The sequence below is a fragment of the Streptomyces humicola genome, from assembly GCF_024436035.1.
Classification (GTDB): domain Bacteria; phylum Actinomycetota; class Actinomycetes; order Streptomycetales; family Streptomycetaceae; genus Streptantibioticus_B; species Streptantibioticus_B humicola.
Window position 1 is genome coordinate 14,625 of record NZ_JANFNG010000048.1, and the last position, 21,570, is coordinate 36,194.

Annotated in this window: 21 protein-coding genes and 1 pseudogene; 5 read left to right on the top strand and 17 right to left on the bottom strand. The window is 70.4% G+C overall.

Features of this window, described 5'->3' with window-relative positions; all coding sequences use genetic code 11:
- Positions 1–407 precede the first annotated feature (407 nt).
- Positions 408–1,550 (top strand): biosynthetic peptidoglycan transglycosylase, encoded by a 1,143-nt coding sequence (locus NGB36_RS31805; RefSeq protein WP_255924084.1) that lies wholly within the window; start codon positions 408–410, stop codon positions 1,548–1,550.
- Positions 1,551–1,778: 228 nt separating this feature from the next.
- On the opposite strand, the gene NGB36_RS31810 is transcribed toward NGB36_RS31805, so the two are convergent.
- The 3 genes from NGB36_RS31810 to NGB36_RS31820 are packed head-to-tail and all read right to left on the bottom strand — an operon-like array spanning position 1,779 to position 3,280.
- On the bottom strand, positions 1,779–2,798 hold the full coding sequence (locus NGB36_RS31810) for a hydroxyacid dehydrogenase (protein ID WP_255924085.1): 1,020 nt from the start codon (positions 2,796–2,798) through the stop codon (positions 1,779–1,781).
- Positions 2,799–2,837: 39 nt separating this feature from the next.
- The gene (locus NGB36_RS31815) at positions 2,838–3,029 is read right to left on the bottom strand and encodes an ABC transporter permease family protein (RefSeq protein WP_255924086.1); all 192 of its coding nucleotides are present in this window, start codon (positions 3,027–3,029) and stop codon (positions 2,838–2,840) included.
- Entirely contained in the window at positions 3,029–3,280 is a 252-nt protein-coding gene (locus NGB36_RS31820; protein ID WP_255924087.1) for an extracellular solute-binding protein, read from the bottom strand. The genes NGB36_RS31815 and NGB36_RS31820 overlap by 1 nt, the downstream gene beginning before the upstream one ends.
- Positions 3,281–3,558: 278 nt before the next feature.
- On the opposite strand from NGB36_RS31820, the pseudogene NGB36_RS34005 reads away from it, so the two are divergent.
- A pseudogene (locus NGB36_RS34005) lies at positions 3,559–4,106 on the top strand (beta-galactosidase small subunit-related protein); the annotation flags it as partial.
- Here the strand turns inward: NGB36_RS34005 and NGB36_RS31830 are convergent.
- Positions 4,084–4,968 (bottom strand): 2-hydroxy-3-oxopropionate reductase, encoded by an 885-nt coding sequence (locus NGB36_RS31830; RefSeq protein ID WP_255924088.1) that lies wholly within the window; start codon positions 4,966–4,968, stop codon positions 4,084–4,086. The pseudogene NGB36_RS34005 and the gene NGB36_RS31830 overlap by 23 nt on opposite strands.
- 271 nt (positions 4,969–5,239) lie before the next feature.
- On the opposite strand from NGB36_RS31830, the gene NGB36_RS31835 reads away from it, so the two are divergent.
- Together NGB36_RS31835 and NGB36_RS31840 are read left to right on the top strand one after the other, a co-directional pair.
- Complete coding sequence (locus NGB36_RS31835) at positions 5,240–7,321, top strand: phosphocholine-specific phospholipase C (RefSeq protein WP_255924089.1); 2,082 nt, start codon at positions 5,240–5,242, stop codon at positions 7,319–7,321.
- A 73-nt stretch (positions 7,322–7,394) separates the two neighbouring features.
- Positions 7,395–8,177: a hypothetical protein gene (locus NGB36_RS31840; protein WP_255924090.1), complete on the top strand. Its 783-nt coding sequence runs from the start codon at positions 7,395–7,397 to the stop codon at positions 8,175–8,177.
- A 7-nt stretch (positions 8,178–8,184) separates the two neighbouring features.
- Here NGB36_RS31840 and NGB36_RS31845 read toward each other — a convergent pair whose 3' ends face one another.
- From NGB36_RS31845 to NGB36_RS31870, 6 genes are all read right to left on the bottom strand, one after another.
- On the bottom strand, positions 8,185–8,439 hold the full coding sequence (locus NGB36_RS31845; RefSeq protein WP_308288962.1) for a sigma factor: 255 nt from the start codon (positions 8,437–8,439) through the stop codon (positions 8,185–8,187).
- A gap of 11 nt (positions 8,440–8,450) precedes the next feature.
- Positions 8,451–8,801 (bottom strand): YciI family protein, encoded by a 351-nt coding sequence (locus NGB36_RS31850; protein WP_255924091.1) that lies wholly within the window; start codon positions 8,799–8,801, stop codon positions 8,451–8,453.
- A gap of 85 nt (positions 8,802–8,886) precedes the next feature.
- Entirely contained in the window at positions 8,887–9,111 is a 225-nt protein-coding gene (locus tag NGB36_RS31855) for a hypothetical protein (RefSeq protein ID WP_255924092.1), read from the bottom strand.
- Positions 9,108–11,168 (bottom strand): transketolase, encoded by a 2,061-nt coding sequence (gene tkt / locus NGB36_RS31860; protein ID WP_255924093.1) that lies wholly within the window; start codon positions 11,166–11,168, stop codon positions 9,108–9,110. The genes NGB36_RS31855 and tkt overlap by 4 nt, the downstream gene beginning before the upstream one ends.
- Before the next feature lie 151 nt (positions 11,169–11,319).
- Positions 11,320–11,751, bottom strand: a complete 432-nt coding sequence (locus NGB36_RS31865; protein WP_255924094.1) for an SRPBCC family protein — start codon at positions 11,749–11,751, stop codon at positions 11,320–11,322.
- A gap of 130 nt (positions 11,752–11,881) precedes the next feature.
- The gene (locus NGB36_RS31870) at positions 11,882–12,784 is read right to left on the bottom strand and encodes a DMT family transporter (protein ID WP_255924095.1); all 903 of its coding nucleotides are present in this window, start codon (positions 12,782–12,784) and stop codon (positions 11,882–11,884) included.
- A 181-nt stretch (positions 12,785–12,965) separates the two neighbouring features.
- On the opposite strand from NGB36_RS31870, the gene NGB36_RS31875 reads away from it, so the two are divergent.
- The gene (locus NGB36_RS31875; protein WP_372509579.1) at positions 12,966–13,817 is read left to right on the top strand and encodes an SDR family NAD(P)-dependent oxidoreductase; all 852 of its coding nucleotides are present in this window, start codon (positions 12,966–12,968) and stop codon (positions 13,815–13,817) included.
- On the opposite strand, the gene NGB36_RS31880 is transcribed toward NGB36_RS31875, so the two are convergent.
- From NGB36_RS31880 to NGB36_RS31910, 7 genes are all read right to left on the bottom strand, one after another.
- Positions 13,814–14,917 (bottom strand): MGDG synthase family glycosyltransferase, encoded by a 1,104-nt coding sequence (locus tag NGB36_RS31880; protein WP_255924096.1) that lies wholly within the window; start codon positions 14,915–14,917, stop codon positions 13,814–13,816. The genes NGB36_RS31875 and NGB36_RS31880 overlap by 4 nt on opposite strands.
- A gap of 128 nt (positions 14,918–15,045) precedes the next feature.
- The gene (locus NGB36_RS31885; RefSeq protein ID WP_255924097.1) at positions 15,046–16,581 is read right to left on the bottom strand and encodes an ATP-dependent DNA ligase; all 1,536 of its coding nucleotides are present in this window, start codon (positions 16,579–16,581) and stop codon (positions 15,046–15,048) included.
- A gap of 33 nt (positions 16,582–16,614) precedes the next feature.
- Positions 16,615–18,396 (bottom strand): NRAMP family divalent metal transporter, encoded by a 1,782-nt coding sequence (locus NGB36_RS31890; RefSeq protein ID WP_255924098.1) that lies wholly within the window; start codon positions 18,394–18,396, stop codon positions 16,615–16,617.
- Positions 18,393–19,688 carry a magnesium transporter MgtE N-terminal domain-containing protein gene (locus tag NGB36_RS31895; RefSeq protein ID WP_255924099.1) on the bottom strand — a complete coding sequence of 432 codons (1,296 nt, stop codon included), beginning with the start codon at positions 19,686–19,688 and terminating at the stop codon, positions 18,393–18,395. Before NGB36_RS31895 ends, NGB36_RS31890 begins: the two co-directional genes overlap by 4 nt.
- 49 nt (positions 19,689–19,737) lie before the next feature.
- On the bottom strand, positions 19,738–20,607 hold the full coding sequence (locus NGB36_RS31900; RefSeq protein WP_255924100.1) for an Fpg/Nei family DNA glycosylase: 870 nt from the start codon (positions 20,605–20,607) through the stop codon (positions 19,738–19,740).
- Positions 20,608–20,639: 32 nt separating this feature from the next.
- On the bottom strand, positions 20,640–21,065 hold the full coding sequence (locus NGB36_RS31905; protein WP_255924105.1) for a TOBE domain-containing protein: 426 nt from the start codon (positions 21,063–21,065) through the stop codon (positions 20,640–20,642).
- A 138-nt stretch (positions 21,066–21,203) separates the two neighbouring features.
- Complete coding sequence (locus tag NGB36_RS31910) at positions 21,204–21,347, bottom strand: hypothetical protein (protein WP_255924101.1); 144 nt, start codon at positions 21,345–21,347, stop codon at positions 21,204–21,206.
- Between the last annotated feature and the right edge of the window lie 223 nt (positions 21,348–21,570).

The following is a 21,570-nucleotide window of genomic DNA, read 5'->3' on the forward strand; positions in this document are numbered from 1 at the left end:
GTGACGACATCGAGATGAGCTGGTGAACGATCATGTGGCGCCGGCGGGCGGCAGTACGCTGGGGGCCTCCCGCGGCAGTGTCCGATGTGCCGTGCGGCACCACACCGCCCGACAACCGGATCACGCCCCGTGGGGCCCGACAGCCGAGAGGTCGAGGTGAAGCGTCCCACCATCGCCGACATCGCCGAGGCGGCCGGTGTCTCCAAGGGCGCGGTTACTCCCTCGACGGCAACGGCGGCATTGTCATGACCGGGCAGTAGGAGCCCCCGGAACAGACATGGAGGGGCCACAGACAGGAGGGGCCCCTGGGGATGGGCCCGGACGGGTCAGGGGACCCCTTCGGCCCATTCAGGGCGTATTCAGGCCTCCGTAGTGCCATGGCCGCGTTCTGCGGCCATCCTTTCCTTATGCAGGGGCAGCGACCACCAGGACACGACCAGGAACGAGACCGCCGACACCATCACGACCGCCCCGGCCACCGGGACCGTCAGGACAACCCCACACGGCCGCCTGCCGAGGCCGGAGCCGGGGCCGAGTCCCGGACCACGCAACCGTTGCCGCTCGGCTCGGCCGCCACCACGGCCGGAGCCGCCGTCTGCGGGACGGCGGTACTGATCGGTTTCTCCCGCCCACTGCTCGGCATCACCATTGGTGAACTCACCAGTGTCGCCGTGGTCGCCACGGCCGCCATAGTGGCGGTTGCGGTCCGTGTGCTCTCCGTCCGGCGCCGCCGGCCCTCACCCGGTCGGCCGATGCGGTGGCTGTGGCGGCTGGTGGCGATCGCCGCCGCGCTGCTGGTACTGGGCGGTGCGGGCATGGGGATCCTGTTCTCCGCCACACCCGGCGTGGGTGACGCGGAGGCGAGGGTGCGCGCCCAGGCTGCCGCCCGCCACACCAACGTGGCCGCTCCGGCCCCCGCATCGAAGGTCACCGCCGCACTGATCGCCGCCGAGGACGCACGCTTCTACACCGATCCCGGTATCGACTTCCGCGGCGCGGCGCGGGCAACGGCGGCGTGGCTGCGCGGAGTCGGCGATGCGGGCGGCTCCACGCTGGAACAGCAGCTCGCGCGGATGCTCTACATCAAGGGCCGCAGCTCGCGTGCGGACCAGATGGAACAGGTCGCCCTCGGCGTCAAACTCGCCCGTCGCTGGCCGAAGTCCGCGATCCTGCAGATGTATCTCGACAGCGCCGACTTCGGGCACGGCTACTACGGGATCGACGCCGCATCGGAAGGCTACTTCCGCACCTCGCCCGACCGGCTCGACTGGCCGCAGGCCGCGCTGCTCGCGGGCCTCGTCCAGGCACCCGCCGCCTACGACCCGCTGCGCCACCCGGCTCACGCCCGGAAGCGTCGCGCATATGTGCTGCGCCGCCTGGAGGCCACGGGCGTCCTCAGCCGGGCGCAGGTGCACCGCTACCTCGCGGCACCGCTCGGGCTCGCCTCCAACCCGCCCGCCGGCTCCGCCCCCTCGGCCCCCGCTTCCTCCGCCGGCGGCTCTGGCCTCCCGCTCGCTCCGGTCACCGACCGCGCACCGGCGCACCGATGACGTCGCTCACCCCTTCCGCTTCCGTTTCCGTTTCCGTCGCATCGGCGGTGGAGAAGAACGGGCGCCCGTAAAGGGTCCAGTGCGGATGGCTGTTGCCCGCGAAGAAACCCGCCTCGGCGACCGAAGCGGCCGCAGGACGTCGTGGCGCGCGCCGTCGATGCCGACGACCAGGACGCGGCGAGCCGGGCAGGAGGATGTGGTCACGGCATTGTCCCCGCTTCCGAAGGTTCAGGCGGCACGGTCGAGTTCGTCCCGCAGCACGGGGTGGGCGAACGGCAGGCCGGCGGCGTAACGGGCCAGTTCGTCGACGGCGGAGTCCGCCATCCGCCGCATCTCGGTGCCCATCGAGCCCGCGATGTGCGGGGTGAGCAGCACATTGGGCAGGTCGAACAGGGGGGAGTCAGGGGTGAGGGGATCAGGGTCGGTCACGTCCAGCACGGCGTGGAGCCGTCCGGTGACGAGTTCCTCGACGAGCGCTTTGGTGTCGATCAGAGAGCCCCGAGCGGTGTTGATCAGGGTTGCGCCGTCGCGCATCAGTGCGAGTCTGCGGCGGTCGAGCATCCGCCGGGTGGTGGGGAGTTCAGGAGCGTGCACGCTGACGACGTCACTGGTCGCGCACAACTCGTCGAGGCCGACGGCGCGCACACCGAGCGCGTCGGCCTCGTCCGCGGGGAGATAGGGGTCGTACAACCGCACAGTCAGATCGTAGGGCCGCAACAACTCGATGACACGACGACCGATCCGCGACGCTCCGATCACACCGATCGTTCGGCGGTAGTTGCCGACATCGCTGTAGCCCTCGTACCAGTCGGTGCGGGCGCGCTGCGCCCGCAACGCGTCACGGAAGTGCAGCATCCTCTTGTTCGACATCAGGACGGCGGCCACGGTGTACTCCGCAACCGGCAGGGCGTTGGCCCAGGCTGCGGAGGAGACGCTGATGCCCCTGTCCCAGCATGCGTCGGTGACAAAGGGTTTGACCGATCCGGCGGTATGCACGATCGCCCGAAGCCGCGGTGCACGATCGATCACGGTCGCGTCGAGCGGCGCGCAGCCCCAGCCGGTGAGCAGGACCTCGGTCTCGCCCAGCGCCGCAGCCGTCTCGGGCCGCGAGAAGTCGTCGGCGACGATGCCCGGCACCACGTCCGCCACGCGGTCGAGCCGGGCGCGTACGTCATCGTCGACGATCCTGGAGGCGGTGTCCCGGCCCATGGCGAGCAGCGTGCGGGGCCGGGGCATGGGGGTGCTCATGTGCGGATGGCTCCTTTTGGCCGAACGATCAAGCGATGATTACTTGACTGCTCCGGCGGTCATTCCGGAGCGCCAGTAACGCTGGAGGAAGTGGAAGAGGGCGACGAGAGGAATGATGGACACGGCGGCACCGGTGATGGCCAGGATGGTGAAGTTGGGGTCCTCGGGGACTTGCGAACTCCACATGTACACCCCCAGCGTCACCGGGTAGAGCTTCTCGTTGCTGAGCATCACCAGCACCAGGAAGAAGCCGTTCCGCTCGGAACGAACTTCGACTTCAGATCACCGGTGATGTACTGGCTGATGTCCTGGACGTCGCCCTGGCTTGCGAACTGCGGCAGATACATGTAGCCGCAGTTGAAGAGGTCCGGGCCGTTGCCCGTCTTGATCGCGTCGAAGAGTTTCTGGTACGCGGGAGGGCCACTCGGGATCTCGGTGAAGGTGACGTGGACGTCCTTGTGGGTCCTGTTGAACTCGTCCACGACCTGCTGGGAGTTGAGCGTCCAGGACCAGAAAGAGATGTCGACCGGCTTCCCGTCGGATCCCGAGGCACTGTTCGACGAGCCACCCCCGCAGGCGGTCGGCGTTCCCAGGGCGAGGACATTCCCGCGGTTATCGGCGCTATACGGTGCCTGGCGAGGACTCCGGGAAGCGATGCGAGCTGTACGTCATTGCGCGGCTCCAGAGGGGGCGGCGACCACCGAGGTCGCACGTGGGGTGAGCCTCCCGCGTGTGCCGTGGGGCGCCGCGCGGGGGCCGCCGGACCGCCGACGGCACACTCCACTACGCCTACGGCGGCGACTTCGGTGAGCCGCTGCACGACGGCAACTTCGTCACCGACGGCCTCGAGGAGTTGCAGACCCCCTACGTACGACCGCAGGAGAACGGCAACCGCACGAGACCCGCTGGGCGGCCGTCACAGACTCCACCGGGGCAGGCCTTCGGATCGAGGGCGACCCGTACTTCGACTTCACCGCCCGTCGCTGGACGCCCGAGGCCCTCGGCGCCGCACACCACACCTCCGACCTGCAGCCGGACGACGCCGTGTGCCTCACCCTCGACCACGCCCACCGGGGCATCGGCACGGCCTCCTGCGGCCCGGGGGTGCTGCCGCAGCACCGGCTGCTCCCGGAACCTGCCGCCTTCGATCGACCCGGTCCCTTCCCTACGGGGGCGGGAAGGGACCGGGCCCATGCCCATCATGTGGTGACGACCTCGAGCACCGGCGGATTCGATTGGTGGCGTGCGGCCCGATCGTTCGATCAATCCGCCATTCGGCCGCGGCTCAGTCCTTGGCGGTGCCGCTGAGCATTTCGACACCCCTGAGCAGGGCGGAGTGGTCGAGGTCGCCGTCGCCCCGGGCTGCGGCGGCGGCGATCAGCTGGGCGGCGATCGCACCCAGCGGAAGCACGGCACCGATCTCCCGCGCGGTGTCCATGACCACGGCCATGTCCTTGTGGTGCAGGTCGACGCGGAAGCCCGGGCGGAAATCGCGGGCGAGCATGCTGTCCTTCTTGCGGTCGAGCACCGTGGAACCGGCAAGCCCACCGGCGAGCACCTCCAGCGCCGCTGTGGTCTCCACACCGGACTTCTCCAGGAAGACGAGGGCCTCGGCGACGGCTTCGAGGTTGACCGCGACGATCAACTGGTTGGCAGCCTTGACCGTCTGACCCGAACCGTGCGGACCGCACAGCACCATGGTCCTGCCCACTGCCTCGAAGACGGGCCTGGCCTCCTCGAAGTCGGCCGGCTCGCCGCCGACCATGATCGACAGGACGCCCTCGATCGCCCCCGCCTCACCACCGGAGACCGGGGCGTCGAGGACCCGGATCCCCTTCGCGGCGCCCGCCTCGGCGAGCTCGACCGAGGTGCGCGGGGTGATCGAGCTCATGTCGATGTACAGCGCACCCTTGCGCGCATGGGCGAAGACGCCCCCGTCCCCAAGCACGCACTGCTCGACCTGCGGTGATGCCGGGAGCATCGTGATGATCACATCGGCGTCGCGCACCGCCTCGGCGATGCTGCCGGCGGCTCTGCCCCCGGCCGCCTCCAGGGGCTGCGTACGCCCCGGGCTGCGGTTCCACCCGGTCACCGTGTGGCCGGCCTGCGCAAGGTTGACCGCCATCGGGCTGCCCATGATGCCGAGGCCGATGAAAGCGATCGTGCCCATATCACACCTATTCCGTAAAGCGGATCTCCCAATCCACTATACGGAATGAATCGTGTAGATCCTTCCTCCGCTCCCGGAAGGTCCCATCTGCCGCATGGTGAGCGTTCGTTCATCGTTTGTTCGCAACGCACGTCTCTTCACCACTGCTTCTCAACCGGTTTACTCTCCACGGCAACCGCCGCGACAGATTGCGCACGCACCACCCCCACGGCCCGGCCACGGCGGGCGCCGGGCGCATGTGCACTCCACGCAGTCGAAGGGACCCATGTCCATGACGGACAACAGCCGTACCAGCGGCATCAGTCGGAGAAGCTTCGTGGCGCTTTCGGCGGGCGCTGCCGCCGGAGCGGTCGTGGCGGCATCGGGCCAGGCCGCGGCCGCGCACACCAACGAGGCGACGACGGCCGCTACGTCCGGCACGATCACCGATGTGAAGCACATCGTGGTGTTCATGCAGGAGAACCGCAGCTTCGACCACTACTTCGGCACGCTCAAGGGCGTTCGCGGCTTCGCCGACCGTGCCACGATCGAACTGTCCGGCGGCTACTCGGTCTTCAACCAGCCCGACGGCACCGGCCGTCAGTACCCGTGGAACCTGAGCGCGACACCGTCCAACAGCGGAGCCACCCCGGAGACGCTCGCCCAGTGCGACGGCTCGCTCGACCACGGCTGGACGACGCAGCACGAGGCCTGGAACAACGGCAAGCTCGACAGCTGGGTGTCGGCGAAGGGATCCAACCGGACGCTGGGTTACCTCACCCGCGACGACATCCCCTTCCACTACGCGCTCGCCGACGCCTACACCGTCTGCGACGCATACCACTGCTCCATCCTGAGCGCCACCGGCCCCAACCGCACCTACCTGTGGGGCGGCATGATCGACCCCAACGGCACGGCGGGCGGCCCGGCGTACGACGGCGGCGACGAATCGGGCCTGAGCTGGCAGACATACGCCGAGGCGCTGCAGAACGCGGGTGTGAGCTGGAAGGTCTACCAGAACGCCTCCGACAACTTCGGCGACAACGGGCTCGCCTACTTCGCCCAGTTCGCCAACGCGCCGACCAGCAGCGTGCTCTACCAGCGGGGCATGGCCTCGGTGCCCGCCACCACCGGCTCGACACCAGACGACATCGCCCAGGCCGTCAAGCAGGACGTGGTCAACGGAACCTTGCCGCAGGTGTCGTGGATCGTCTCCAACCAGGCGTTCAGCGAGCACCCCGATGCCCCTCCCGGCGACGGCGCACACTTCGTGAACCTGATCCTTCAGTCGCTCGCGGCGGACTCCTCGGTGCTCGACTCCACCGTCGTCTTCCTCAACTACGACGAGAACGACGGCTTCTTCGATCATGTGCCGCCGCCGATCCCGGCGTCCGGCACCGCGGACGAATTCATCCTGAACGGCACTCCGATCGGGCTCGGCTTCCGGGTACCGATGATCGTCATATCGCCGTGGAGCCGGGGCGGCTGGGTGAACTCCCAGGTCTTCGACCACACCTCGGTGATCCAGTTCATCGAGACGTGGACGGCGGCGCTCGGTACACCCGCGACCTGTCCGAGCATCAGTGCCTGGCGCCGTCAGGTCACCGGTGACCTGACCAGCGCCTTCGACTTCACCTCTCCGGTCTACGGACTTCCCTCACTGCCGTCCACCGGCACCGTGATCGGCCAGTCGACCTGCAATGCGCTGCCCAACCCGACGCCGACGACCAACGTCCTGCCCGCGCAGGAGTCCGGCACCAAGCCGGCACGGGCCCTGCCGTACCAGCCCAACGGTTACGTTGATCACCTGGAGTTCGACTCCGGTGGCAAGACCCTGCTCTGGGTCGACATGGCCAATCAGGGCACCCCCGCGGCCAAGGCCGCGCACTTCGCCATCCAAGCCAACGCCTACCGCACCGGCGGCCCATGGCAGTACACCGTCGACGCCGGATCCACGGCGAGCGACTACTTCAACATCGGCGCCGGCTACGGCGCCGGCAAGTACGACCTGACGCTCACAGGGCCCAACCGCTTTCTGCGCCGGTTCGTGGGCGACGCCACCGCGTCCGGTAAGAACGTCGAGGTCACCTCCTCCTACGCGACGGCGAGCAACACCGGCAAGGAGGCGATCTGGTTCGCGATGGCCAACAACGGAACCACCACCGCGACGTTCACCATCACCTCCACCAACTACCGCAGCGATGGCCCGTGGACGTATCAGGTGCCGGCGGGAGGCACGGTGTCCGACTACTTCAACGCGGTCGCCTACGACAACGGCTGGTACGACTTCACGGTGACGGTCGACATCGATGCCTCCTGGTCGCGCCGGTTCACCGGCCACATCGAGACCGGCTCGGCGAGCGTCACCGGATAGCGGGACGCCGGACACCGTACCCGGGCGGCGGGCCGCGCTGGCCTCTGGGCCGCGTGCGGGTGAGACTGGAACGGTGCGTATCACCGACGCCCGCACCGGCCTGCTCACCCGCATCCGGCCCGCCCGCACCGGACTGCTGTATACCCGCGTGCAGCTGACGCGGACCGGCGCTCCGTTCGGTACCGCCGATCTGCGGGCGCTTCTCGTCGCAGACGTGCTCTTCCGGCTCGCCGAGTTCAACGGCCTGCAGGTGATGGCGTGTTGGGCCGACGCCGGTCACGCGGAGGACGAGGTCAAGGCGCTGGCGCGCGACGCGGAGCGGCTCGGAGTCCATCCGCCCGCCGCCCATGTCGGCGACGAGCGGGACGGCCCGTGCGACGTTCATGTCGTCGCGCATACCGCAGCGACGTACCGCGGGCCGGACGGCCCGGAGTATCCGTCCGGCCCGGACATCCCGGTCGCCGCCTGCGGGCCCGTCACGGGCGCGGGCGGCTACCTGGACACCGCCGGGAACGACCCGCTCGCCATGCGGCTTGCGCTGCTGGAGCACCCGTACTCGGAGCCGGTACGGCTCGACCGCGAGGTGCTCGCCGCTGCGCAGGACCAGCTGAGCCGCTGGCGGGAGCGGGTGGCCGCGTGGGCCGAGATGCCGTCCCGGCCCTCACATCCCGATGTCGTACGCAACGCCTTCACGGCCTTCAGCGAGGGGCTCGACACCTGGGCAGCCCTGGCGGAGCTGCGCCGCCTTGAGGGCGAGCCCGGCGTCCCGGACGGCTCGCGGTTCGAGACCTTCGTCTACCTGGACCGGATCCTCGGGCTCGAACTCCCCCGCGCGATCGGCCGAGCATGTCCGTGAGCGGCGGTCAGCGGCGCAGCGTCGCCTCGCGTCGGAGCACGTCGAGCGCGCTGCGCCGCGCAACGGTGGTCAGCCACGCCGCGGGACGGTGTGGGATGCCGTGTTCGCCCCAGGTCACGAGTGCCTGGGCGTAGGCGTCCTGCACGCACTCCTCGGCGATGTCGAGATCCCGTGTGACGCGCACCGTCGCGGCGAGCACGAAGGCCCACTCACGACGGTGCGCCTCGGCGACCGCCGCGGCGACGGCCGGTGCAGTGGCCACGTGACCGGCCCCTACTGGTCGAAGACCCGGACGGGGCGGACCTCGACGCCGCCGTAGGGCGCCGGGACCTGCTTGGCCACCGCGATGGCCTCGTCCAGGTCGGCGGCCTCGACGATGTAGAAGCCGCCGAGTGCCTCCTTCGTCTCCGCGAAGGGCCCGTCGGTGACGGTGACGTTTCCCGTGGAGTCCTTGCGAATGGAGGTGGCGGTCGTCGTCGGCTCCAGCGCATGACCGCCGCGCAGGACGGAGGCGTTGCGCTCGCCGAACGACCGGTGCTCCTTGAGCAGCTGGTCGAACTGCTCCTGGCCGATACCGGCCACGGCGGACTCGTCGTCGTAGATCAGCAACAGGTACTGCGGCATGGTGCGATCCTTCCCCTCGCCCGGCCCGCCTGTCGGGCCTTTCACGAGTACCGACGAACGGCAGGTGCGCGGATCGACAATGGGCTCAGTGTTTCTGCGGAGGGTTCTGTGAGCCGGTCTGCGGCGGCCATCGGTCGCCGCCCTCCCAGACCACCTCGTCCGGATCGGCGAGGTCGATGCCGCGCTCCTTGGCGAGCTCGTCCAGTTCGGTGCGGTTGTGCACCACGCGGTGGCTCTCGTCCGGGCACATCACGATCCGGTACGAGCTGTGGCCGTCCCACGCGTAGACGACGTACGGGTGCTCGCTCATGCCTTCACGCCCAGTTCTTCCTTGGCGAGCCGCACGACGGCCTCGGGGGTGAAGCCGAACTTGCTGAGCAATGCCTTCAGCGGTGCGGAGGCGCCGAAGGTGTGCATGCCGATCACCGAACCTTCGGCGCCGACATAGCGCTCCCAGCCGAGCGTGGCGGCCTGCTCGATGCCGATGCGTGCGGTGACGGACGGCGGCAGCACCTGGTCGCGATACTCCTTCGACTGCCGCTCGAACAGCTCCCAGCACGGCATGCTCACCACCCGGCTGCGGATCCCCTCCGCGTCGAGCTGCTCGTGCGCCTGGACTGCGAGATGCACCTCGCTGCCGGTGGCCACCAGGATCACGTCGGGCGCGCCGTCGGCGGGGTCGGCGAGCACATAGCCGCCGTGGGCGAGCCCGGATGCCGGGGCGTACGCCGCGCGGTCCAGCGTGGGTACGGCCTGCCGGGTGAGGACGAGCGCAGCCGGCTCGTGGCGCAGTCTCATGATCACCCGCCATGCCTCGGCGACCTCGTTGGCGTCGCACGGGCGGATGACCAGCAGCCCGGGTATCGCACGGAGCGACGCCAGCTGCTCGACGGGCTGGTGGGTCGGCCCGTCCTCGCCGACGCCGATCGAGTCATGGGTGAAGATGTGCACGACCGGCAGTTCCATCAGCGCGGAGAGCCTGATCGCACCCCGCGCGAAGTCGGAGAAGATCAGGAACGTCGACCAGTACGGACGGACCTTGGCCAGCGACAGGCCGTTCGCCACCGCCGCGGCGGCGAATTCGCGCACCCCGAAGTGGAGATTGCGGCCCTGCTCGCCGTCCGGGCCGAAGGCCCCGGCCCCCTTGAAGGTCAGCAGCGTCTTGGTGGAGGGCGCAAGGTCGGCCGAGCCGCCGATCAGCCATGGCACCTCTTTGGCGATCGCGTTGAGCACCTTGCCCGAGGAGTCCCGGGTCGCCAGGCCCTTGGCGTCGGCGGGGAAGGAGGGGATCTGGGCGTCCCAGTCCTTCGGCAGCTGGCGCCGCTGCATGCGCGCCAGGTGGTCGGCGAGCTCCGGGTACTCGACGCGGTAGCGCTCGTACAGCTCCGTCCAGGCCCGGCGCAGGGTGCGGCCGCGGGCGCCGACGCCCTCGGCGAAGCGCTCGACGACGCCGTCGGGGACGAGGAACTGCGCGTCTTCTGGCCAGCCGTAGACCCGTTTGGTCGCCCGCACCTCGTCCTCGCCGAGCGGTTCGCCGTGCGCGGAGGGCGTGCCCTGCTTGGTGGGGGCGCCGTAGGCGATGTGGCTGTCGACGATGATCAGGGTGGGCCGGTGGTGTTCGCGCTGGAAGGTCTCGAAGGCGCGGGCGAGCATCTCGCGGTCGTTGGCGTCCCCCACACGTGTGACGTTCCATCCGTAGCCGATGAAGCGGGTGGCGACGTCCTCGGTGAAGGCGATGCTGGTGCTGCCCTCGATGGTGATGCGGTTGTTGTCGTAGACCCAGCACAGGTTGGACAGGCCGAGGTGCCCGGCGAGCGACGCGGCCTCGCCGGATACACCTTCCATCAGGTCGCCGTCGCCGCACAGCGCGTAGGTGTTGTAGTCGAAAAGGGTGTATTCGGGGCGGTTGAAGTACGAGGCCATCCAGCGCGCGGCGATGGCGAGCCCCACGGTGGCGGCTGCCCCGGTGCCAAGCGGTCCGGTGGTGGCCTCGACGCCTGAGGTCCAGCGGTACTCGGGGTGGCCGGGGCACTTGGAGTCGGCCTGCCGGAACCGCTTGATGTCATCGAGCTTCACCGACAGCTCGCCCAGCGTCTCGTAGGCCGGGTCGACGGCCTGGACCTGGGCGAGGTGGAGCAGCGCATAGAGCAGCGTCGAGGCGTGCCCGGCGGACAGCACGAAGCGGTCCCGGTTGGGCCAGACGGGGTCGGCGGGGTCGTAGCGCAGGAATCGCTGCCACAGTGTGTAGGCGACCGGCGCCAGGCCCATCGGAGTGCCGGGATGGCCGGAGTTGGCCTTCTGGACGGCGTCCATGCACAGCGTTCTGATGGTCGTGACGCACAGGTCGTCGATGGAATCGTCGGGCACGGCTGGCTCCGTTCGGGAGAGGCGTCAGAAGTCTTCTTCCGGCATCGGCGGACGGCCCCACTCCAGGATGACCCCAAGGTGGGTTGTGCGCCGATTGCTTACTCCTGACGGGGCCTGCCGTCCGTGTACGGCTGCGTACGAGCGACCGGGCTCAGGCCTCGCGCTCCACCAGGGCCTTGAACTGTTCGAGGTCGTGCCGGACCATCCCTGCGATCGCGTCGGACTGGGCGAATCCCTTGGGGCCGCCGAACGACTCGTTCACCTTCGCCGGGTCGTAGGTGAGGCGCGCCTGCAGCCGGGTGTGCTGCTCGTCGATGGGCAGCAGCGTGAAGGTGCCCTCAAGCTCGGCGCCCTTCGTGGTGCGCCACATCATCAGCTGGTCGCGGCCGCGGTCGGAGATCTCCGCGTCGACAACGCGAGCCTTCCCTCCGGCGTCGAGGTCGAGATGCGCACGGCTCGTGCCCTCCTGCCGGGCCGCACGGACACCGTCGACGAACTCCGGGTAGGACTTCACGCTATGCAGGCACTCCCATGCCTGCCTGGCCGGGGCGTTGATGTCGATCTGCTCTTCGAGAGTGCTCATGAGGGCCACCTCGCTGGGCTCGCTGCGGGTACTCCCGGCCGAGCGGGCCCTTACCCGGCCCGGAGGCGAGGGGGTACGCCCCCTCGATTCCAGGATGCGCCGTCCGGGTGACGGATGCGACCCGGCCGGATCAGTCGGGTGAGCCGGCCGGCTGCAACGCGGGGTGGTCGGGGACCAGTAGCGGGGAGCGCGCCAGCACCATCACCGAGACGACGATGAGCACCGCCCCCGCGAGTGCCAGGATCAGGGACGCACCGCCGTGGACGTGCTCGTGGAAGGCGAGCACGCCCCACAGGACGGACACCAGCGGGTCGGAGAGCGTCAGGCCCGGCTGTGCGGCGAGCAGCCGTCCGGCGTTCAGCGCCGACTGCAGCAGGAACAGGCCGATGAGGCCGGAGACCACCATCGCGTACAACTGCCATCCGGTGAAGATGGAGACGAAGCCTTGCGCCGACCTGCTCATCGCCCCCTTCATCAGCGCGGCCGTCAGACCGAACTGCGCCCCCGCGGCCACCCCGAACGCCGCCGCGCGGCGGCCTCCGCCGTGCACCCCCGTATAAGCGTTCTCGCCGCGGCGGCCCCACTCCACCACGGCCGCGACCACGACGACGTTGACCCCCGCCCCCAGCAGCCAGGTGTCCCACGTGACGGACTGTGAACTGCCGGGCGTCGGGGCGAGGAAGTACAGCAAAGCCGCGAGGCCTGCGGTCATGCCCAGCGTCGAGGCCCATTCGCGCAGGTGAAGCCCGGTGCGGAAGACGCGTGAGGCCAGCATCAGGGTGAGCGGCAACTCGCAGACCAGGATCGGCTCGACCACCGACAGCTGGCCGACCGCGAGCGCGCCGGCCTGCAACAGAAAGCCCACGGTCAGCGCGAGGATCCCGGCGAACCACACCGGACGGCGCAGCAGCCGCAGAATCAGCCGGGGCCTGAGGTTGTCCTCCCGGGGCAGGTCGCGGTTGGCCATGCGCTGTGCCACCGACGCCACGGCATTGGCACAGGACGCGAGCATGGCGAGCAGGTAGGTCAGCACGAGCGGTCCACTTGCCTGATGCATTCCCTTCCCGCGGGCCCCGTAGCAGGGCTGTTGATCCAAAGTCTTGCACGTCACCCGCGTGTCGGCAGGTGCCCGCTATTGGCCGGAGCACATACGGCGGGAAAGGCGATCAGCCTGTTATGTTGCTTTTTGCCGCTGTTGCCGTCGAGGAGTGTCCATGCGGGACCGCGTGCCGTGCAGCGAAACGGAGACAGCACCAGCGGGGCCGCTCCCGGCCAGGGAGGTGTCCCGTTGGCCCCGGCTGCGAGCGGTGACCGCGCCCGGTGTTCCGGTCGTCATGGTCACCGGCGCCTCGTCGGGGATCGGCGCCGCGGTGACACGGCGGCTCGCGGCCGGGCAACGGTGCGAACTGCTGCTCAACGGCCGCGACCCGGCCCGGCTCACAGCCGTCGCGGACGCGAGCGGCGGGGTGGCGCTGCCCGCGGATCTGGCCACGCCCGAGGGCTGCCGTGACCTCGCGGGCCGTGCGCTCGACCTGACCGGCCGGGTGGATGTGCTGATCGCCGGCGCGGGCGTGGGCTGGGCGGGGCCCTTCACCGAGATGCCACCGGACGACATCGACCGGCTGCTCGCAGTGAACCTCGCCTCCGCGCTGCACCTCGTGCGGGCGCTGCTGCCCGCGATGGTGCGCAGGGGCAACGGACACGTGGTGCTGGTCGGTTCGATCGCCGGTGCGTGCGGGGTGGGCGGGGAGGCGGTGTATGCGGCGACGAAGGCGGCGCTCGGGGCGTTCGCGGACAGCCTGCGCTATGAGGTGCGTCCGCTGGGCGTGCATGTCTCCGTGGTGCTGCCCGGCGCCGTCGACACCCCGTTCTTCGCCCGCCGTGGTACGCCGTACGGGCGATCGCGACCGCGCCCCATACCACCCGAACGGGTGGCGGAGGCCGTGTACCGGGCGGTGGTGCGGCACCGTGCGGAGCTGTTCGTTCCGGCGTGGATGCGCCTGCCCGCCCGGCTGCACGGCGGCGCCCCCGCGCTCTTCCGCCGCCTGGCGGCGCGGCTCGCCTAACGCGCCTGGGCCGCGAGGGCGGCGGCGTCCTCCGTGAACAGCCGCTTGCCGGCAGCGACCCGGGCGCCGCGCAGCGGTCCGTCGCGCGTCAGCTCGTCCAGCACCCGCATCAGATCCCACGGGTCGCGGACGTACGAGGACAGCCCTGCGGCGGCCATCCGCCGCGCGCCGTCGGTGCCGTGGCCTGCGATGGTGCGGTAATTCACCACGGGCAGCCCGACCGCCAGCGCCTGCGCCGCGGTCTGGCCTGCGGCGTTCTCCACCAAGGCGCGGACAGCCGTCATCAGCTCCGGTACGTCGGTCACCCAGCCGAGCGGCACGACGCCGGGGATGCCGACGAGCCGCCTGCGCAGCGCCTTGTTGTGCCCGCACAGCACCACAGGCAGGTATCCGCCGCTCGCCAGCAGCGCCGCGGTCCTGCTCAGTCCGGAGCCCACGCCCCACGCCCCGGCCGAGACCAGTACGGGCGTGGCGCCCGGCACCCGAACCGCGAACCGCCGGGCATAGGCGGTGGCGGCCGCGCTCTCGGACGAGGCGCGGAAGAAGGGCTCGGGCACCACGGGACCGGCGGCGACCACCCCGCGTCCGCCCATGTCACGCAGCGTCGCCGCCGATTCGGGGGTCGGGCACAGGTGCATGTCGTTGCCGGGGTGGAACCACTGCCGGTGCACGGCGAAGTCGGTGACCACCACGACGCTGGTGGCGGGCAGCGCGCCCTGGTCGCGTAGCCGCCCGCACATCTGCGCCGCGAGGTGGAAGGTGGAGATCACGGTGTCGGGCCGCCCGCGCTCCACATGGCGGCGCAGTGCGGTCGCCGCGGGGGCGACGAGGGGTGAGGTGCTCATCAGCGGCCGCCGCATGGTCCGCCGTCTCGGCACGAAGAACGCCTCGTAGATCGCGTCGTACGTCCACGGCGCGTACTGGACCGCGGCAGCGTAGTAGCGCCGCAGTGCAGAGCCGGTGCCCGCGGGCAGCAGACGCAGGACGTCGACCTTCTCGGTGGCGTGCCCCGCCTGCGCCAGCCGGTGTGCGAGCTCGTCGGCCACCGCGTCGTGGCCCGCGCCCATCCCGGCGCTCAGAATCATGAACCGCCGTCCCACGTGCCCACCGTCTTCCCCGCGCCGCCTCCGGCGCGCTTTCCGGAACGGTACGTCCGCCTGCCGTCCGCTCCCCGGCCATGCGGGGCGGAAGCGGTACGGGGGCGCCCGTACGGGGGACGCTGTGCGGTTCACGTGCGCAGGCTCCGTACCGTCTCCACGGTGTCCGCCTCGGCCGCGGGCTTGTCCTCGCGGTAGCGCAGCACGCGGGCGAAGCGCAGCGCCATGCCTTCCGGATAGCGCGGCGACCGCTGCACCCCGTCGAAGGCGACCTCGACGACGAGTTCCGGCCGTACGATCACGCCCCACGGCTCCTGGCTGACGGCGAGTTGCTGCAGACGTTCGGTTTGCCAGGTGAGCATCGCGTCCGTCAAGCCCTTGAACGTCTTGCCGAGCATGGCGAATCCGCCGTCGGAGCGCCGTGCGCCAAGGTGCAGGTTGGACAGCGTGCCCGTGCGGCGTCCGTGGCCCCATTCCGCGGCGAGCACCACCAGGTCGAGGGTGTGCACCGGCTTGACCTTCAGCCAGGAGGCGCCCCTGCGGCCGGCGCTGTACGGGGCGTCAAGTGCCTTGATCATCACGCCTTCGTGGCCGCGGGCGAGCGTGTCCGCCGTGAACTCCCGTACTGCAGCGCGGACTTGCTCGTCGGCCGGTTCCGCGGCGACCAGCCGGCGCATACGCAGCGGCTCCGGCACGATGCGGGCGAGTTCTGCGTGCCGACGGGCGGCCGGCAGGTCGAGGAGGTCGCGGCCGTCGACGTAGAGCAGGTCGAAGACAACGAGCGACAGCGGCATCGAGATGCGGGCGCTCGCCACGTCGAGGCGCGAGCCGACCCGGCCTGCCGTCTCCTGGAAGGGGCGTGGACGCCCGTCCGCGTCGAGCGCGATGCACTCGCCGTCGAGCACCACGCGTTCGGCGTCGATCCCCCGTGCCGCGGCGGCCACTTCGGGCAGCCGGTCGGTGATCTCGTCGAGAGTGCGGGTGTAGATCCGTACCGAGGGGCCGTCCCGGTGCACCTGGACCCGGATGCCGTCGAGCTTCTCCTCCACCGCGCACGGGCCGAGCTTGTCCAGCGCCTCGTCGACCCCGCGAGCGGTGTGGGCCAGCATGGGCAGGACGGGCCGGCCGACTTCGAGCCGGTAGCCGGCGAGCGCGTCCGCGCCGCGGGCCAGCAGGTCCTGCGCGACGGCACCGAGCGACCCGCCCAGCATCACGGCGCGCCGTACCTCGGCGGGCGCGGCGCCGACGGCCTCGGCGAGCCCCTCGACGGCGAGTGCGTCGAGGGCGCCCTGTCGCAGCTCACCGCCGATCAGCCGGGCGAGGAAGCGCTGTTCGTCCTCGGTGGCGTCCGCCAGCAGCGCGTCGAGAAGCCTTTTGCGCTCGCCCTGGGCCCCCTTGCCGGAGACCGCCGAGATCCGCTCCAGCGCCTCGTGCGCGTCGAGCACGGAAAGACGCGGGTCTGCGGCGGCGGGCGGAGGCTGGACGAGCGCCTTCCATCCCACCCCCAGCCGTCGCTGCGGCAGCCGTCCGGCGAGATAGGTGATGACGACAGGCGCCTCCGACGGCGCGGTGGCCCGGAACACCCCTGCGAGCAGGGCGACCTTGCGCGATCGCGCGCTCGTGGCCGCGATCTCCCGCGACGTCCGTGCCACATCGGCCAGCAGCATGGCTCCATATTCGCCCTTGGCCGCACGGCGCGCTCAGCCGATCTGGATCGCCTTGACGAGCAGCAGCAGGGCGGCGACGACGAGATAGCCCCGCAGCAGGCTCATGCCCAGCTTCGTCCCCGGGGACCAGATGACGGGTTCGAGGAGGGTGAGCGGTGGCATGCGCCAGCTTTCGCGGTCGGCCCGCGAGATCTGCGGGGCGGCGGCGCGTGCGGGGCCGCGACGCGCCCGAACCGCCGCCAGCCGCGCCCCCACCGCGAGCAGCCCGGTGCCGAGGGCGACGGAGAGCCACAGGGTGACCGTGGTGGTGTCGAGCGACGGGAACAAGGTGGTGGCGATGAGGATCCCGGAGAGCATCAGCAGCACCGAGACGATGAGGCCGGCCAGGGCGTTGAGCCAGCTCGGGTTGGTCCACGGCCCGAGCACGGCACGGTCGTTGCACAGCAGCAGAAGAAATACGCTGGCCGACGGCAGCAGCAGCCCTGCGAGGGCCTGGACGCCGGTGGTGATCAGCCCCAGCGGCGCTCCGGGGATCAGCACGATGGCGGCGGCGACGAGCACCATGGCCGCGTAACTGCCGTAGAACGCCTTGGCCTCGCCAAAGCTGCGGTGCAGGGAGTGGCGCAGATTGAACACGTCGCCGAAGGCGTAACTGGTCGCCAGGGTGACCGCGGCCGCGCCGACGACGGAGGCGTCGAGCAGCACGATCGCAAAGAGCGCACCCAGCACAGGGCTGCGGTGCCCGAGCGCGTCGGCGATGCCCAGGGCATCTGTGAAGTGTCCGGCGGCGGCAGTGCCGCGCACGGCGTAGTCGGCGATGATGACGACGGCGGTGGCGCCCCCGACCACGACGAGCGAGCCGAGGACGGTGTCGGCGCGTTCGTGCCCGATGAAGCGAGGCGTGATGCGCTTGTCAATGATGTTGGACTGCTGGAAGAACAGCTGCCAGGGCGCGACCGTGGTGCCGACGATCGCGATGATCAGCAGAACCGCGTTGGAGGAGATCCCGCCCTGCACGCCGGGCACGACCAGGTGGTAGAAGGCCAGTCCGTAGCGGGGATGGGAGAGCAGGGCGAGCGGCAGCAGTAGCACGCTGACGGCGATGAACGCCAGCATGGCTCGCTCCCAGCGGCGGAAGCTGCCGCTCGCGGTGATCGCGACGAGGGCGAGCGCGGCGACGGGGACGGCGATGTACTGGCTGATGCCGAAGTAGCCGAGGGCCAGCGATACGCCGATGAACTCGGTCACGATGGTGAGGAAGTTGAGCACGAACAGGTCGCCGACGCTGAACCAGCCCCAGAATCTGCCGAACCGCTCGTTGATCAGGCGCGCATGGCCGACACCGGTGACGGCGCCGAGCCGTACCACCATCTCCTGGTTGACGATGAGGACAGGGATCAGGAGCAGGAGCACCCACAGCAGGCTGTAGCCGTAGTTCTGCCCGGCCTGGCCGTATGTGGCGATGCCACCCGCGTCGTTGTCGCCGACCATGACGATGAGACCGGGGCCGACGATGGCGAGGAAGGTGAGCAGCCGCCGTTTCAGGGTGTGGGAGGAGTCGGCCTCGTCGATCCGGATCCTGCCGAGGGCGCCTTCGATGTCGCCGGTGTGTGCCTCGTCCAGTACGGCCGTGCGCCGGGGGCGTGGAGCAGGGGCGGGTTCGCGGCGCGGTTCGGGCCGGGGCGGTCGTTCCGGTGGGGCGGGACGGGGTGCGGGTCCGCCGCGTGGCTCCGGTCCGGGCGTCGGTCCGGGCGCGGGTGCCGGGGGCTGCGGCCCGTTCGGCGGTGTCCGCTCGCTCGGTGTCCGGTCGCTCATGGTGCCGGCTCCCCTGCGTCGCGGTGGCCGTCCGGCGGCGGTGCGACCTCCCGGCGGCGCCAGTCCTCCGGCAGCGTGGCTTCGAGCACGTCGTCGACGGTGATGACGCCCAGCAGCACCCGGTCCTCGTCGACCACCGGCAGCGTCACCAGGTTGTAGTCCGTCATCAGCAGGGCGACGTCGACGAGATCGGTGTCGGGGCCGACCCGCACCGGATCGGACTCGCTCACCTCCTGCAGCGTGGCGGCGGGGTCTGCCTGCAGCAGCGCCACAAGACGCGCCACGGCGAGCAGGCTCCCCTCGTCGTCGATGGTGTAGACGCTGGTGAGCGCCTCGGGCTGGAGGGCTCCCGCGCCCCGTACGGCTTCGAGCGCCTCCCCCACGGTCGTCCGTCCGGGCATCGCCAGGAAGTCCATGCCCATCAGGCCGCCCGCGCTGTCGGGATTGAAGCCCATCAGGGTCAGCACTTTGGTGCGCTGGCCCGCCGGCAGCAGATCGAGCACGGGCCGGCGGCGGGCCTGTGGCAGATCGCTGATGGCGTCGGCCGCATCGTCGGCGCGCATCCGCGTCAGCACCTCGGCGATCTCGGCGTTGGTGCGTGCCCCGAGCAGCCGGGAGGCGAGATCCTCCTCGAGCTCCTCGAAGACATCCGCCTCCAGCTCGGGGTCCTGGTGGACGTGACCGAGGATCTCGCGCTCCTCCTCGGTGGAGGCGTCCTCGATCAGGTCGGCGATCTCGGCCGGCCGCAGCCTGCGGATCCGGGCGAACGGGCGGCGTGCGATCACGCTGCGCCCGTGCCCGATCAGTGGTTCGAAGGCCTTCCAGTCACGCCATGCGCGGATGGTCGATCGTTCCTTGAAGACGCCGAGCAGCCGGTGCGGTCGGTGGGTGTCCACACGGGCGAGCAGCCAGTGGGTGTCCTCCCGGACCAGCTCCACGTCCGAGGCCCGCACCAGGTGTACGTCGGTGACGTCGATCAGCCGGTGGCCGAGCACGTCGGCCCGGAGCAGCACCTCACCCTCGCGGCGTTCGAACGGCCGCAGATCGACCTTGGCGCTGACCAGCCGCACCGGGCCGTCGGCGTCGAAGGAGTCCACCTGCTCGATGGGAACGAAGAGCTCAACGCCTCCGATGCCGGCGACCACGCCCGTCACCAGCGGATAGTCGCGGCCTCTCAGACGCACGATCACATCGGCGAGCCTGCCGAGCGAGTGGCCGGCGCGGTCGGCCACCGGTCGTTTGAGAAGCGCCGACAGGTGCAGTACGCGTGGCTCCTGTGCGGTGTCGGTCATGGCTCTGCCCTCCACCAACAAGAAAACACCACAAAAGGGTCACATGCTGCTATTTGAGCAGTCGCGACAGGCGCCGGTCCGCGAGTGGCTTCCCTCCGGTCTGGCAAGTAGGGCAGTACTGCATCGAGCGATCGCGGTACGAGACCTCGCGGATGGTGTCGCCGCACACCGGGCACGCCTCGCCGGTCCTGCCGTGCACCCGCAGGCCGCTCTTCTTCTCGGCCTTCAGCTCCCCCGCCGCGACACCACGGGACCGCTCCACCGCGTCCCGCAGTGTCGTGCCCACTGCCCCGTACAGTGCGGCGGTCTCGTCCTCGGTCAGGCTAGCCGCGAGTTTGAACGGCGACGTCCTGGCAGCGTGGAGCACCTCGTCGGAGTAGGCGTTCCCGATCCCCGCGATCACGCTCTGGTCGCGCAGCACGCCCTTGATCTGCCGCCGCTCACCCGCCAGCAGCGCGGCGAACGCCTCCAGGGTGAACGACGGATCCAGCGGGTCCGGGCCGAGCCGCGCGATCCCCGGCACGTCACCCGGATCGCGCGCGCAGTACACCGCGAGCCGCTTTTGCGTACCGGCCTCGGTCAGGTCGAAGCCTGCGCCTTCGGGCTCCGCGAGCAGCAGGCGCAGCGCGAGCGGCCCCCGGCCGGGCCTGGGCGGCGCGGCGGGCAGGTCGTCCTTCCAGCGCAGCCAGCCCGCGCGGGCGAGGTGGGTGACGAGGTGCGGTCCGCCGTCGGTCGCGATGCCGAGGAACTTGCCGTAGCGGCGGACGGCGGTGATCTCGCGCCCTTCGAGGGCGCCGAGCGGGGGGTCATACGTTTTGAGCACGCTCACCGCGACCGGGTACACGCGGGCGACGGCGCGCCCGACGAGTCGGTCGGCAAGGAATTCGGCGAGGGCCTGGACCTCAGGCAGCTCCGGCATGCGTCCAGTCTGCTACCTGGCCCGCGCGCGGGTCAGGCGGCCCCGGTGGCGAGGGAGACCTCGGTGGACTTGATCAGCGCCACGACCGAGGAGCCCGCGAAGAGGCCCAGGTCCGAGGCGGCCTCGTTGGTGATCGCGGCGGTGAGCCGTCCGCCGTCGATCTCGATCCGCACGATCGCCATGGCACCGCCGGTGGTCACCCCCTCGACCTTGCCGAGGATCTGATTGCGGATGCTGATGCCGTCGACCCGTTCGGTGGCGAGCGCCACCTCCGTCGACTTGATGAGGACTCGGACTGCCGTCCCCTCGTCGATGCCGAGCTCCTTCACGGCGTCCACCGTCACCACGGCGGTGATCTCCTGACCGCCGGCCAGACGCGTTCTGACGGCGGCGACGGCCTCGCCCTGGGTGACAGCGGTGACGGTGCCGGGCAGCTGGTTGCGGATACTCAGGTCCATTCGGGTGGCCTCGCCATCGGTCGCACTCACATCAGTCATGCCCGTTTTGCGGCATTGATTCCATGAGCACTCTAGACGGACCGGCAGGAAGGCGGCCGGTAGACACGACCCTCGCGCCCGGCGAGCCGTGCGACGCGGTCAGTGCTGCGCACGGCGCCCGTACCCCACCCCGACGACGCCGACCGCTTGGGCCGGGGGCGCTCTGCGCAGCAGGCCCTGCCGCCGGCTCCCGGCGGCGGCCACCGCGAGCGCGGCGACGAGAATGAGCCAGAACACCTTCATGACCGCCTCCCGTGCTCTCGCGTCTGCGCAGTGCCGACCGAGGGTCGAACGGCATCGACCAGGCGCTTCATCTCCAGCCTGTGCTTGACCGAGCTGTCCGGCGCGCGCTGCCGTCCGGTTGCACCCTTATGCGCACAGGGGCCTATACTCATGGAGGTTTAAGCAAGGCACCTCGTTCGGTGAGGCGTCTTCACGGACACAGGCCACTGATCCCACCCGTCGA

What these genes read in the sequence shown, in the direction of transcription:
- NGB36_RS31885 (WP_255924097.1), bottom strand. Translation starts at nt 16,581, where the DNA reads ATGCTGCTGGCCGATGTGGCACGGACGTCGCGGGAGATCGCGGCCACG.
- NGB36_RS31805 (WP_255924084.1), top strand. Translation starts at nt 408, where the DNA reads ATGCAGGGGCAGCGACCACCAGGACACGACCAGGAACGAGACCGCCGA.
- NGB36_RS31835 (WP_255924089.1), top strand. Translation starts at nt 5,240, where the DNA reads ATGACGGACAACAGCCGTACCAGCGGCATCAGTCGGAGAAGCTTCGTG.
- NGB36_RS31855 (WP_255924092.1), bottom strand. Translation starts at nt 9,111, where the DNA reads ATGAGCGAGCACCCGTACGTCGTCTACGCGTGGGACGGCCACAGCTCG.
- NGB36_RS31905 (WP_255924105.1), bottom strand. Translation starts at nt 21,065, where the DNA reads ATGGACCTGAGTATCCGCAACCAGCTGCCCGGCACCGTCACCGCTGTC.
- NGB36_RS31890 (WP_255924098.1), bottom strand. Translation starts at nt 18,396, where the DNA reads ATGAGCGACCGGACACCGAGCGAGCGGACACCGCCGAACGGGCCGCAG.
- NGB36_RS31895 (WP_255924099.1), bottom strand. Translation starts at nt 19,688, where the DNA reads ATGACCGACACCGCACAGGAGCCACGCGTACTGCACCTGTCGGCGCTT.
- NGB36_RS31875 (WP_372509579.1), top strand. Translation starts at nt 12,966, where the DNA reads ATGCGGGACCGCGTGCCGTGCAGCGAAACGGAGACAGCACCAGCGGGG.
- NGB36_RS31900 (WP_255924100.1), bottom strand. Translation starts at nt 20,607, where the DNA reads ATGCCGGAGCTGCCTGAGGTCCAGGCCCTCGCCGAATTCCTTGCCGAC.
- NGB36_RS31810 (WP_255924085.1), bottom strand. Translation starts at nt 2,798, where the DNA reads ATGAGCACCCCCATGCCCCGGCCCCGCACGCTGCTCGCCATGGGCCGG.
- NGB36_RS31910 (WP_255924101.1), bottom strand. Translation starts at nt 21,347, where the DNA reads ATGAAGGTGTTCTGGCTCATTCTCGTCGCCGCGCTCGCGGTGGCCGCC.
- NGB36_RS31865 (WP_255924094.1), bottom strand. Translation starts at nt 11,751, where the DNA reads ATGAGCACTCTCGAAGAGCAGATCGACATCAACGCCCCGGCCAGGCAG.
- NGB36_RS31815 (WP_255924086.1), bottom strand. Translation starts at nt 3,029, where the DNA reads ATGCTCAGCAACGAGAAGCTCTACCCGGTGACGCTGGGGGTGTACATG.
- NGB36_RS31850 (WP_255924091.1), bottom strand. Translation starts at nt 8,801, where the DNA reads ATGCCGCAGTACCTGTTGCTGATCTACGACGACGAGTCCGCCGTGGCC.
- NGB36_RS31830 (WP_255924088.1), bottom strand. Translation starts at nt 4,968, where the DNA reads ATGGGCACGATCGCTTTCATCGGCCTCGGCATCATGGGCAGCCCGATG.